Annotated in this window: 10 protein-coding genes; 2 read left to right on the forward strand and 8 right to left on the reverse strand. The window is 49.8% G+C overall.

Features of this window, described 5'->3' with window-relative positions; genetic code table 11:
- The first annotated feature begins 181 nt into the window (after positions 1–181).
- Entirely contained in the window at positions 182–1,633 is a 1,452-nt protein-coding gene (locus tag ACFQV5_RS09220) for an aldehyde dehydrogenase family protein (protein ID WP_379245910.1), read from the forward strand.
- Positions 1,634–1,727: 94 nt separating this feature from the next.
- Here the strand turns inward: ACFQV5_RS09220 and ACFQV5_RS09225 are convergent, their stop codons facing one another.
- Positions 1,728–2,102, reverse strand: a complete 375-nt coding sequence (locus tag ACFQV5_RS09225; protein ID WP_379245912.1) for a PH domain-containing protein — start codon at positions 2,100–2,102, stop codon at positions 1,728–1,730.
- A 186-nt stretch (positions 2,103–2,288) separates the two neighbouring features.
- On the opposite strand from ACFQV5_RS09225, the gene ACFQV5_RS09230 reads away from it, so the two are divergent.
- On the forward strand, positions 2,289–2,633 hold the full coding sequence (locus tag ACFQV5_RS09230; RefSeq protein ID WP_379245914.1) for a hypothetical protein: 345 nt from the start codon (positions 2,289–2,291) through the stop codon (positions 2,631–2,633).
- An 83-nt stretch (positions 2,634–2,716) separates the two neighbouring features.
- Here the strand turns inward: ACFQV5_RS09230 and ACFQV5_RS09235 are convergent, their stop codons facing one another.
- The 7 genes from ACFQV5_RS09235 to ACFQV5_RS09265 all read right to left on the reverse strand — a co-directional run bounded on the left by ACFQV5_RS09235 (position 2,717) and on the right by ACFQV5_RS09265 (position 12,510).
- Positions 2,717–4,963 carry an FAD-dependent oxidoreductase gene (locus tag ACFQV5_RS09235; RefSeq protein ID WP_379245916.1) on the reverse strand — a complete coding sequence of 749 codons (2,247 nt, stop codon included), beginning with the start codon at positions 4,961–4,963 and terminating at the stop codon, positions 2,717–2,719.
- A gap of 5 nt (positions 4,964–4,968) precedes the next feature.
- Positions 4,969–5,754: a carbohydrate ABC transporter permease gene (locus tag ACFQV5_RS09240; RefSeq protein ID WP_379246197.1), complete on the reverse strand. Its 786-nt coding sequence runs from the start codon at positions 5,752–5,754 to the stop codon at positions 4,969–4,971.
- Positions 5,755–5,837: 83 nt separating this feature from the next.
- Entirely contained in the window at positions 5,838–6,719 is an 882-nt protein-coding gene (locus ACFQV5_RS09245; protein WP_379245918.1) for a carbohydrate ABC transporter permease, read from the reverse strand.
- 176 nt (positions 6,720–6,895) lie between these two features.
- Positions 6,896–8,227, reverse strand: a complete 1,332-nt coding sequence (locus ACFQV5_RS09250; protein ID WP_379245920.1) for an ABC transporter substrate-binding protein — start codon at positions 8,225–8,227, stop codon at positions 6,896–6,898.
- Between the two features lie 151 nt (positions 8,228–8,378).
- Positions 8,379–9,131 (reverse strand): response regulator, encoded by a 753-nt coding sequence (locus ACFQV5_RS09255; protein WP_379245922.1) that lies wholly within the window; start codon positions 9,129–9,131, stop codon positions 8,379–8,381.
- A 24-nt stretch (positions 9,132–9,155) separates the two neighbouring features.
- Positions 9,156–10,949, reverse strand: a complete 1,794-nt coding sequence (locus ACFQV5_RS09260; RefSeq protein ID WP_379245924.1) for a cache domain-containing sensor histidine kinase — start codon at positions 10,947–10,949, stop codon at positions 9,156–9,158.
- A 286-nt stretch (positions 10,950–11,235) separates the two neighbouring features.
- The gene (locus ACFQV5_RS09265) at positions 11,236–12,510 is read right to left on the reverse strand and encodes a BNR-4 repeat-containing protein (protein ID WP_379245927.1); all 1,275 of its coding nucleotides are present in this window, start codon (positions 12,508–12,510) and stop codon (positions 11,236–11,238) included.
- Positions 12,511–12,589 lie beyond the last annotated feature (79 nt).

The following is a 12,589-nucleotide window of genomic DNA, read 5'->3' on the forward strand; positions in this document are numbered from 1 at the left end:
TCCAAAAGTAAATAACTAGATCAAATAACGAACTTTCACCAACACATTTGAGTACATATTTAATAGCACCTAAAGAAGTCGATTTTAAAATAAACGCTCTCTTCCTAATGAATATGGTTAATAGATGATGTATCTCAAAAAAATACAAGCAATCAATCCATGTATTAGGAGGAAACAGACGATGGACCAATTCACAAAACAATATATTAACGGCACCTGGAAACTAGGTTCAAGCGAGAAAAGTATCGAAAACCTCAATCCTTATACAGGAGAACAAATATTAACGATTCAATCTGCGAATAGAAAGGACCTAGATGAAGCCTTTCAAGCAGCCAAAGAAGCACAGCCTAAATGGGCGGATATGATAATAGGTGAAAAACAAGAACTTTTTCAAAAACTTGTAGATGTGATGGTAGCCGAGAAAGACACGATTATCGATTGGCTGGTAAAGGAATCGGGAAGCACTCGTATTAAGGCCAATATTGAATTTGATGCCGCATTAGGGATTGCGAAGGAGTCTATTTCTTTCATAACTCGAATGGCTGGCAGCATCCTCCCTTCCTTATTCCCGAATAAGGAAAATCGAGTATATCGGTTACCTAAAGGGGTTATAGGGGTGATCGGCCCTTGGAATTTCCCTTTCCATTTAACCATGCGTTCCGTTGCACCAGCATTAGCGACAGGAAACAGTGTTGTGATTAAACCAGCTTCAGATACACCTGTAACATCAGGGCTCATCTTTGGAATGCTATTTGAAAAAGCAGGCTTTCCTCAAGGTCTTGTGAATGTTGTTGTTGGAAAAGGTAGTGAAATTGGAGATGAATTTGTTGTTCATCCTATTCCGAAACTCATTTCTTTCACAGGTTCAACTGAAGTCGGCAGACGCATTGGTGAAAATGCAGGTCGAAATTTAAAAGACGTTGCACTTGAACTAGGCGGGAATAACGCAATGGTCGTTTTAAAGGACGCCAATATAGAGCAGGCAGCAAAAGCAGCTGTATTCGGTAAATTTCTTCATCAAGGACAAATTTGTATGGCAATAAATCGAATTATTGTGGATAAAGAGGTCCATGATGACTTCGTTAACGAATTCGCAAAGTTGGTAGGTCAATTAAAATATGGAGATCCGTCTGATCCGTCAACATTCGTAGGACCCGTTATCAATAAAGCACAAATCGAAAGAATTCAGAAAGATTTGAATGACAGTATAGAGCAAGGGGCAGAGCTCATATATGGAGGAAAAGTAGAAGGATGTTTGATGCAGCCGACTGTTTTAAAAAATGTAAAGAATGATATGCCAATCGCCCAAAATGAAATTTTCGGTCCAGTCGCTGCGATTATTAAAGCAGAACATGAACATGAAGCGATCGAAATTGCCAACGATTCGCCATACGGCTTAAGTGGTTCCATTTTTACAGAAGACCGTCATCACGGGGCCGAGTTAGCCATGAAAATAGATACAGGTATGATCCATGTAAACGACCAATCTGTAAACGATGAAGCTCACGTTCCATTTGGGGGTGAAAAAGAGTCTGGGTTAGGACGTTTCAATGGAGAATGGGCGATAAACAAATTCACAACTGTTAAGTGGATCGGGGTGCAAAGCGGATACCGCGAATATCCAATATTCTAAGGTTTAAGTAAGTAAAAAAAGGAGTGTCTCGAGTTCCAAATTGGAACTTTGAGGCACTCCCTTTTTTTGCAAATCCGCTCCTAGAGCGGTTCAATTAATCTACTAACAGTGAATTGGCAATCAATAAGTCAAACTTACGAATATCTACGCCTTTTTGCAATTTCACTTTAATGTGACCTGCCCGTGTCCACAACTCGACCTCAGCAGAGGTATCAAGAAATCCACCTGCATTCTCCGTAGACCACATATTAATAGAGGAATAGGGAATTGAGTATATCTCAACTTTTTTGCCTGTAATACCTTGAGAATCCCTAACAATCAATCTTTTGTTCGTAAAAATAGCAGAATCGCGAATGGTTTTATAAGCTGCTACCGCCACTTCTCCCGCCACCAGTAATGCATTTACATCTTGTGGGATAGGACACTCACTCACTAAAGTCCATTCTAGTATTCCTTGAGTTGCTGCCATCTTCCTAGCCTCCTAATGAAATTAAATGACCAATAAAATTATTCGCCATTTGAACCTTTTTCCCTCCATCGAAAGCTAGGTAAAATCTGTTAGTAACGCTTTAATCTCCCATTCATTTCCTTTAACTATTCCATAATTTGTGTTTTATTAAGATTACTATAATACCTAGCTGAAGGAGATTTCTAGATGAAGCAACTATTGAATATCATCCCGGATAATTGGAAAAGGACTGGAATTGTCACGATCGGTGGTCTACTCATAGGAGCCGGATTTGCCGATTGCCTGATTGCCATGAACCCGCCCGATTTAAATCAAATCGCTAGAGGGTTAACGGTCTTTAGTGCTGGACTGACCATTCTAGTCATCATGGATAACTCCAAAACTCAAAAGGAGACCGAGAAAATTCAAAAAGAAACGCAGCTTCGATTGAAAAAAATAGAGGACAAGCTAGATGCCATTCATCAATCTCAGCAAATAACGAATACACAATATCTTGAAATCAAAGAGCTGATGCAACAATCCAGTTCGTAGATATCATCAACTAACAGCAGATGTGTACCCATTGTTTCCTATATAAAAAGCAGCCACCCGCAAAGGGAGGCTGCTTTAAGCATTTAATACACCCGGATTTCCACCAGCTCCGCGCAAGGAGCGCCGTTCGTTTCTTCGATGACGACGCGCAGCGCATCGGCCAAGATCGGATCCTTCAGATGGATGCGATTGCTTCTTCGCCGGTTATCCACTGTAGAAGCCACGGTACTCCACTGCCCTTGGATCTGGGCCTCGATCCGGTACGACTTCACCAGTTCCGGAATAATATCGAATGGCGTTCGATGATGGTGAAGGTTGATCAGATCTTCATTCACGTCGTCATTCCACGTCAGAAGGATTTCATTCATGGCGATGTCCTTCTCCCACGTCAACTGCAGCCAAGCCTCGTGCTCCGGACCGATTGGCTCGGATGCCCACAGATTTGGACCTCCGAACGGCCGCTTGTATCCTCCGACTGCCTTCTCCGGCACATAAGATTCGGTCGTGCCCTTGACCTTAAAGCAGAACGGCTGGCGGATAAGCGCCTTCATGCTCCAGGCCACGATAGGCTGATTCTCGTCGTGGTCCTCCAGATCGGCTGAAGCGTTAGGGATGGCGCCTTTCTCGAAAGCGAGAACGCCCGTAAGCGGTTCGGCTGCCCGGTACAAGCTGACGGCCGGATTTTCACGAATGATGACAAAGGCATTCTGCGGTACATCTGGCACCCAGGCAAGCGGCAGGGATACCCACTGCGCTTTACCCTTGGTGACAGAAATTTCCGATTCAGCCACCTTCGAATGTGGCACGTAGTTCTCCAGTCGTCCGGTATCCCATAACTCCACGGTAAGCTGAGTATCCTCGGTCACGTCTATAAGCAGCTCAAGGCCATCAAACGATGGTTCCACCGGGAACAGCAGTGCGGCATCCCTGCTTAGCTGAACGGCCGAATCCGGCTGATCGACGGCGATGATGCGGCGAACTGATGATGCCGTTACCCTCGCCGACTGGGACAAATCCTGCTCGTCTTCATGCCGCAGGCCGATGATCGAGGCATCCTGGCGCAGCAGTGTCTGCTGCAGCTCTTGCAGATGCGAGCGGTAGATATCGCGCGGCAATGCGTCTTTCGCCGCGCACAGCGAAGCGGCGGTACCGGCCGCTTCTCCCATGACCGCGCAAGTGGCCATAACTCGCGTCGTTCCAAACGCCACATGGGTAGCGCTGACGTTCCGGCCGGCGAACAGCAGGTTTCCGACGTTAACCGAGTACAGGCAGCGGTACGGAATATGATAATTGCCGTCCGCATGCGTATGCTTGGAACCGCTGGCATCGGCATACATCCCTTGCGGCGGGTGCAGGTCGATGGACCAGCCGCCAAAGGCGATGCGGTCCGGGAATGGCTCCTGTGCAATAATGTCGTTCTGGTTCAGCACATAGTCGCCAACGAAACGACGGTACTCCCTTTTTCCCGGGATGGAACCGACCCATTCCAGAGTCATGGTATCAGCTTCGAACCTCCCGGAATTTTTGATATAATCCCAAATGCCGTAAATGACCGACCACAGCTCGTCCCGGATTACTTCATTGTCATGGACTGTATCCAGTTCGCCGCCCCACTCAATCCACCAATAATGGCAACCCGAGTCGCCGCTGCGGATGACCCGCTTGATTGGGATCTGCGTCTGCGTGATGTCCTTCGCGAAGGATGGCGGTACGAATCGGACGGGGTGCCCCGCATCCTTCGTGTAGAACAGGAGTGTGCTGCCCAGGGTGATATTGTCCGCTTCCTCAGGTGCCCACTCTTCCCCGTATTCATGAGCGGCTTCCCGCCCAAGCCGGTACTGGGCACCCGCCAAGAAGCCAACAAGACCATCGCCAGTACAATCTAGGAAGACGGGGCTTTCCAAGCGGATACGCCGCTCGGAGCCCATCATCCAACCGGTTACTGACCGGATCATCCGGTTCTCCTCCGAGCCTTCCGCCTCGACTTCGTGCACATCCGTATTCAGCAGCAGCGTAATGTTTGGCTCCGCCTTTACTGCTTCCAAGATAACCAAATCCCACAGGTACGGATTTCCGTCCGGATTGCGGTACTGATTCTCAAGCAACAACTCACCCATAATGCCGGTCTCCCGGGCATATCGGTTGATGCCGTGCGCGGTCGCTCCGCACACCCACACCCGTACTTCGCTACTCGAATTGCCGCCCAGGACGGGGCGGTTGTTCACGAGCACGACCTTACTCCCAAGCCTTGCCGCCGCAATGGCTGCGCAGACGCCTGCCAGCCCGCCGCCAATCACGGTCACATCACTTTGTATTGTCTCCGTTCTCATGCTACTCACCCTTTCACTGCAGAATTAGTCAGACCTTGAATAATGTATCGCTGGCCGATCGCGAACACGATTATCATCGGGATAATTCCCGCGGATGCTGCGGCCATCATGCCGTTATAGTCCACCATGTTTTCCAGAATGAAGTTCTGAAGCCCCAGTGGAATGGTGTACAAATTCTCGTCGATCAAGAAGACCAGCGCGTTCTCGTAATCGTTCCAATGCCAAGAGAAATCGATGATGGCCAAGGTGGCCAGCGCCGGTTTGGCTAGAGGCAGAATGAGCCGGAAGAAGATCCGGAAATGACCGGCTCCATCAATGAAAGCCGACTCGGAAATCTCTTGGGGAATAGACAGGAAGAACTGGCGCAGCATAAACACGCCAAAAATCGTAAACATAGCGGGCAGGATAAGCGCCCAATGCGTATTGTAGATACCGGCCCACTCAAACATGATGAACTTGGGCACGAACAGCACCTGCGGCGGAATCATCATCATGGATAAGTAAAGCATGAACAGCCCGTTTCTCCCCTTAAATTCAATGCGGGCAAAGCCGTACGCCGCAAAAGCGGACAAGAATGTAGCTCCGACCATGCCGATCAAGGAAATTTTCAGGGAGTTCAGGTAATAGGTTCCGAAGCTCTTTGGTCCGGACCATACCTTGATATGATGCTCCCATGTCGGATTCGAGGGAATCCATTCGATAGGGTATTTAAATACCTCGGCCGGGGTTTTCAGGGACGTGCTAATCATCCATAAGAAGGGCATGATCATCACGATGGCCAGCGCCAGCATAACTATTGACGCAAGCAGCCTGCCCGGCGTGCCGGCGATCAGTCGTTTATTGAGTTTCATGATGCTTCAGGCCTCTCTTTCTCTTAATAGTGGACCCACCGTTTTTGGCCGTACCATTGGATCGCGGTGATGATCAGAATGATGATGAACAGCGCCCACGAGATTGTAGAGGCATAGCCCATGTCGTAATACCGGAAGGCATTCTGATAGACGTAGAGGGACAAGATGGTCGTGCTGTTCCCCGGACCGCCCTGTGTCGTCGCCTGAATGATGCCGAACGTCTTGATCGTCATGATCATGCCGGTCACCAGCAGTAGGAACGAGGTAGGACTGACGAGCGGCCAAATGATTTTACGGAGCAGCTGTCCTGGACGCGCGCCATCGATCTTCGCTGCTTCCAACAGCTCTGGCGACACCTCCTGAAGAGCAGCCAAATAAATGATCATGTTGTAGCCCATCATGAACCAGATCCAGATGATATCGATAGCAAACATGGAAGACGTGGTGGTCGACAGCCAGCCCGGAGGATTCTCAATTCCTATGCCTCGAAGGAATCCGTTGATCGGTCCCTGCGTCGGCTGGAACAGTAGCATCCAGACGAAGGCGACGGCCACCCCACTCGTGATGTACGGCATAAAATACAGGGCACGCAGCATCTTTTTCAAATAGAGCTTCTGGTTCAGAATTACTGCGACCACAAAGCCGAGCGCTATGGATACCGGTACCGCCAACAGGAAGAGAACCGTATTTTTTAGCGACTGGTAAAAGAGCTTATCGTCCAGCATCCGGGTAATATTATCGAAACCGACGAACCCCATGTTCGGATTCATGAATTTGTAATCCGTGAAAACCAGGCCCAGAGAGTAAGCGGCTGGTATGAGAAAAAATATCAGCACGCCGAGCATACTGGGTCCGATAAAGACGTACCCTAGCCGGCGCTGCCTTCTCATCCAATTGTTGTTCATGCGTTTCCCCCCTCATATCAAGATTTGATGTCCTCAGTCTAACAAGCCAGGGCCATCCACAGAAGGAACAAAACCATCGACTTCATATCACAAAATGATGCAAAAAAAACGCCGTGCGGCTATCCGCACGACGCTTCGTCATAAATTTGTTCTATTCATGCCTTTTGATTTATGGGTTACTTTTTCGAATTGGATTTCAAATAGTCGTTATGCCGTTTTACCATCTCCGCCACAGTCCCGTCCAGGTCCTGAGATCCTAAGAAGTACTTTTCGTATTCTTGCGAGCGCAGATCCATAACCTCCTGAGGAACAGTACGGACAAAGGTCGGAGTCTTGTTCTCGAACATGACGTACATTAGGGATTCCTGATCGTAAGTATCCCCTTTGTCGCCGAGCATGCTCTTCAATGCCGCATCCTGATCGACATCCTTAGATGCAGGCAAACGTCCACCCGCTGCCATTGGCGCCATGCCGCCGTCCGCGTACCACTTCAGAAACTCCCATGCTTCCTTTTGGTACTTGGACTGTGAGTTGATCGAGATATAATCGCCTAAACCGCCGCGAGTCATATGGTTAGCAGCATCCTCTTCCAGTCTCGGCACCGGTGCAAACGCGATTTTAAAATCGCGTGGATAATCAGTAAAGTTGTTGGAGCTGCGGAGCATCCAAGCTCCGATATTCAGCATAGGCACTTCACCGCTAAGGAACATTTGCTCGACTGGCATTTTGGACGTCAGCTGCTCGCCGAGCGGTGGTGTCGTTTTATCATCCTTCATCATGCCGTTCAATGATTCCAGCCATTTGCGCACCAACGGATGATCCAGGTTGGATGTCCCGTCAGCTTTAGTATAGCCCGCTTTGAAGAGCACAGAGTCGATCGGGTCGACAAACGGCTCAGTGTTCTGTATGAAGCCGTATCCGTCACCTTTTTTAAGCTTTTTGGCGTACTCCCTCATCTCTTCCCAGGTCCAATCCTTGGGAACCGGGAGATTTGCCGCATCAAGGGCGTCCTTGTTCAGCGCAACAAAGTACGAGCTTTTTGTCGTCGGCATGCCGTAATATTTTCCGTCGATCTTCCAGTTGGCAGCTTCAGGACCCATTTTCTCATCGATATTATAGTCTGTGAACGGGCTCAGATCAGCCGCAGCCCCCGAGGTTACCCGTTTCGCTGCCTGCGAAGCGGAATAATTGACGAACAAGTCCACATCCTGACCTGTCATAATGGCCGTATCCAGCTTCAAATTCCCTTCATCATCATTCACATACCGTACGTATTCCACTTGAATGTCTGGGTGCTCCTTGTTCCATGTGTCAATAACTTCTTGCGGACCAGCTTCCGGCGGAACACCGCCCCACATTTTCAGCTTAACGACGGAGCCAGAGGACGTTCCACCCTTCGCGTCCGCTCCCTCTGCTTCCCCTTTGCTTCCGCCGCCGGAGCAACCCGACATCACACTAGCGATTAACGCCAGCGATACGAATCCCGCTAGCCAACCTTTTTTTCTCAATTGAAACCCCCCGCATCATATATAATTTGTTTGTAGTAGCTCAAGGATAGCAAAGCGGCAGGCCACGCCGTAAGTAACAGAATCATGATTTCATGGAACAGATATACGCAGTTCAGGTACCTGTAACTGGCTAACGAATATACATTTTGTTCTATTGTTTCATTCGGTACTGGCTAGGAGTCATCCCTGTCATCCGTTTGAATATTTTAATGAAATAGTTGTCATTCATGAATCCAACGTTCTGGCAGATCCGATTAATCGGAAGGTCTGTCGTCGTCAGGAATTCGATTGCCTTCTCAACCCTTGTCCGGTGCAGATAGTGGATCAGCGTATCCCCAGTTTTCTTTTTGAACAGGGCGCTTACGTAATTCTCCCCCATCATGACGTAGCGTGCGAGTGATTTAAGTGTAATGTCCTGGTCGTAATTTTGTTCGATATAGTCGATGATTTTATTCACCTCGGGATGGGTGATCTTCTCCCTGGACGCTGCAGCCAAGCGCGCCGGACCCTCAGCTGGTGAGCGCTTAGCCGACAGCTCATTGCTGACCTTCACCAGCGTTTCCCGCAGATCCTTGACGCTCATAGATAGCTTCAAAATATAATTGGACGCGCCATACTCCATCGCTCTACGCATCGATTCGAAATCGCCAATGCAGGTCAGCATGACGAACTTGGATGCGATGCCGGCTTTCCGTGTCTCCTGCAGCAGCTCAAGGCCGTCCATCTGCGGCATGACGATATCGCACAATACCAAATCGGGCGGATCACTCTTGATCATCGGCAGCGCTTCCATACCGTTGCTCGCCTCACCGACCAGCGTAAAGCCCATCTCCTCCCAGTGGATGATCTCCTTAACCGATTCCCGCACGAACGTTTCGTCTTCCACCAGTAATACCTTCCACATATGCGCTCATCCCTTCGCGGTTTGCTAGATAATATCGGATTGTCGTCCATGGTCGTAAGGCTCAGACAACAGCACCGGTAAATGCATGCGGCACAGCGTGCCTTGTTCGAGCGGAATGATCTCAAGCTCCCCTTTGTCCTTGAACAACAGGCGCAGCCGCTCTCTCACATTTTGCAGTCCGATGCTCGGACGCTTTCGTCCTTCTTCCTGATTCCTGCCGGACTGGCCAATGCCGGCGCCATTGTCCTCGACTTCGAGCGTGAGCCGATCCGGCACCAGCGGACTGCGTCCCATCCGGATCAGAATCCGCCCGCCTTCCGCCATATTGCCGATGCCGTGCTGAATCGCGTTGTCTACCAGCGGCTGCAGGCTCAGCTTTGGCACCAAAGCATAGATTAACTCCTCGTCATAGCTGAACTCCACTTGAAAGCGGTTTCCATATCTGACCTGCTGAATATAGAGGAATGCGCGTGTGAGCTCGATTTCCTCACGGAGATGAATTAGGTCCACATCGGAGTTCAGACTTGTCTCCAATAATTTCCCGAGGGAAAGGCAAATTTCTACGATCTCCTCATTTCCTCCCCGCAGCCCGATCCACTTCATCGTATTCAGCGTATTCAGTAGAAAATGGGGATTCATCTGAGCCAGCAGCATCTGAAAATGTACCGCGTCCTTCTGCCTTTCCTCGGCTCGCAGACGCTGGACCAATCCGTTCATATCAACCATCATTGAATTGAACGTACGCGTCAGCTCCAAAATTTCGCCCGAATAACGCTTCTCGGGCAGACGAATCCGAAGATCCTTGCGGACTGCCTCTTTCATCTTCCGCTGCATATGAGACAGCGGCCTCAAAAATGCATGGGCAATCATGTACGCCACCGCAACAAACGCAGCGGTAATGGCGTAAAAGGTCACGAAATACTGCTTCTTCAGCGATTCGATCTCCTGGAATAACAAATGGAGCGGAATTCGGTCCACCAGGTACCAATCCAGAGAAGATAGGTAGGTGTAGTTGACGAGCGAATCGGACTTCTGATCGGTCCAATGCCCATTCTGCGGCAGGCTCGCGATTTCCCTCACAGCTTCCGAACTCAGTGATGAATCGGGAATGGATCTTGCGATCAACTCACCCGAACGGGTCATGATGAAGTAGGCTTGGTCGCTCTCGGATTTTTGCAGCATCGATTGGAACCAGAACGAAAAATCGATACTGATGCGCGCCAGGCCATATGGCCGGTTGCTGCGGTCCCGCAGCTCGGCGTATAAGGACAGCAGCGTCGGGCTTTTGCTAATATCTCGAGAAACATAATTGGCGTCGTCAGACACCCAAAGATAGGCACTCTTGGCCTCCTTCAGTGTCTTGAACGACGGGTCTGAAGCAATTTGGTCATAATTCAGGGACTTATTCGGCGCATACGACGTATAGACATGGCCTTCATTATCGAGCACCGTAAAATAGACGGACGGATTGTACAGAAAGAAGCTATTGTTAAGCCCTTTGAATTTATCCTCCATGATCTCTTTGTTGTCCAAGACCGTACGTTCCTCCGGCTGCTGCAGGATGCGCCTGATTTCTGAGTCCTGCTCCAAGAAGATCAGCGTTTTGAACGCGATGCTGAGCTGATCCTCAAGCGAGCGGTGTAGATTATCCAGCTGTTCGTGGCTCTGCTCGCTGATTTTATTTTGGACAAGTGTTTCTATTTTTTGGTAGTTATATAAATTGAGCACACTGAACGGAAGCAAAATGACAAGCGCAAACACGGCAAACAACCGGTATTTCAGCTTGTGGGGAATGAGGTAGCCGAGCCATTTCCGCATCACGAGAACTCCTTTACTCTTAGTTCTCCCATTATATCTCACTAGCTGTCCATAGATAATAATGTTCGTGCAATAGTGTAAAAATGTAGCGTCCGAAGACGATAAAAGCATCAAATCGTTCTATTGACATATTCCTGTCTGTTTTGGGGCTCACTCAAATCAAGAAGGGCCAGCGCACGATCTCTAATACATAGGCCTTTGCCCCCGGATAAAATCCAGATGAGATCGTTATGCAAAAAAAAGAAAGCTGCAGTTCGCAGCTTTCTTCCAATCGCAACTTTTAATATTAGTTCCTTCCATAGTACAACTTGCGGTTTAAGACGTCCACAAGATATAAAATATCGACGCCGTTGTCGTTTCGCTCCACGCTAAGCCGCTCGATCGGCTTCCCTGGCGCAATGGATGTTTGGGTCCATCCGCTGCCTGACGGGACGGCCATGAAGGCGCGGTCCGTACCGCTGCTTTTAGCGTAATATACCCGAGGCACCGAACCCGCCCACGTGATATCGATGGCCGCCTTGGTCTCCGACGCACTATACACCGTTTGCAGATTCCAACCGGTACTGCCGTAGGATGCATACTTCACGGAGAAGGTACTGCTTCCCTCTTCCCGATAGCGATACGCAGCAACGGGGTTGCCTGCCGGATCGACGGCCAGCTTGGCGCTCTGCACGCCGGGGCCTCCCGGATCACTTCCCGATTGACCATACGTTTCGGTCGGCGCAAGCGGCTGGATGATATCCGTGGTTCCAGGATTCAGTGGCAAGGAGACAGCGCTGCCGTCAGCCTTGGTGAAGCTGCCTGTCGATGGGCTGTATTTGACGTAAGACAATTCATGCCGTAGCGCGCTGGCTGCAAAAGTGGACCATTCGAACAGGATATGCAGATCGCCGCTCGCATCGAACACAAGATCGTTCGGGTAGAACGATCTGTTCAAGGATGATCCGATTACGGCCACCTTAGACCACACAGAAGCCGCATTGTCCCAGCGGAACAGCTGCCCGGACCGATAGCCGGCGGCATCTTCGCTGGAGCGGATCAAGAGGTACACATCCCCGTTCGGCGCTGTGGTCAAGACGGGATACGTACCTTTGAATGAGGCAGGCGTCGGCATGTCGGCGGAATGGTTTTGCGGCGGTCCTCCGACCGTATCGGACCGGAAATAATTCCAAGTCGTGTCATGCATCGAAGCAAACACATGGAATCTTCCGCTGCCGTCCCTTGCAATCGACGGCTGACTATGCCCTACATTGTCGGCGTACTCCGCAACCTTGCTTCCATCCATTACCGGGATGTTGGACCATATCCCATTCCCGTCCCGACGGGCGATGTAAACCTTATGCGTCGACTCGACACTGCCGGGGGCATTATAGGACATGTATGCATATTCCAACCCGGTTCCATACGTTTCAAGCGGCGTCCACCATCCCGCCTGATTGCTTGAATCCATAGCGTACGGCACCTCGGTCAATGCCGCAGCAGCGCTGCCCGCTCCTGCGGGTAGGAGCATCGCCAGCGACAGTGCCGCAAACCCTATTTTCCGGGACATCCCTTTTTTCATTTCATTATTCGCCTCCTTTGGTATATAAACTCTCTCATATGCCAAAAACATGGACTCTATCCGGCCGGAAGAGTGAAGC

Source organism: Paenibacillus sp. GCM10028914 (assembly GCF_042666275.1).
GTDB lineage: Bacteria > Bacillota > Bacilli > Paenibacillales > Paenibacillaceae > Paenibacillus_AQ.

Coding starts and splice junctions, on each gene's coding strand:
- ACFQV5_RS09220 (WP_379245910.1), top strand. CDS start 182: ATGGACCAATTCACAAAACAATATATTAACGGCACCTGGAAACTAGGT.
- ACFQV5_RS09225 (WP_379245912.1), bottom strand. CDS start 2,102: ATGGCAGCAACTCAAGGAATACTAGAATGGACTTTAGTGAGTGAGTGT.
- ACFQV5_RS09230 (WP_379245914.1), top strand. CDS start 2,289: ATGAAGCAACTATTGAATATCATCCCGGATAATTGGAAAAGGACTGGA.
- ACFQV5_RS09235 (WP_379245916.1), bottom strand. CDS start 4,963: ATGAGAACGGAGACAATACAAAGTGATGTGACCGTGATTGGCGGCGGG.
- ACFQV5_RS09240 (WP_379246197.1), bottom strand. CDS start 5,754: ATGCTGGCGCTGGCCATCGTGATGATCATGCCCTTCTTATGGATGATT.
- ACFQV5_RS09245 (WP_379245918.1), bottom strand. CDS start 6,719: ATGAACAACAATTGGATGAGAAGGCAGCGCCGGCTAGGGTACGTCTTT.
- ACFQV5_RS09255 (WP_379245922.1), bottom strand. CDS start 9,131: ATGTGGAAGGTATTACTGGTGGAAGACGAAACGTTCGTGCGGGAATCG.
- ACFQV5_RS09260 (WP_379245924.1), bottom strand. CDS start 10,949: ATGCGGAAATGGCTCGGCTACCTCATTCCCCACAAGCTGAAATACCGG.
- ACFQV5_RS09265 (WP_379245927.1), bottom strand. CDS start 12,510: ATGAAAAAAGGGATGTCCCGGAAAATAGGGTTTGCGGCACTGTCGCTG.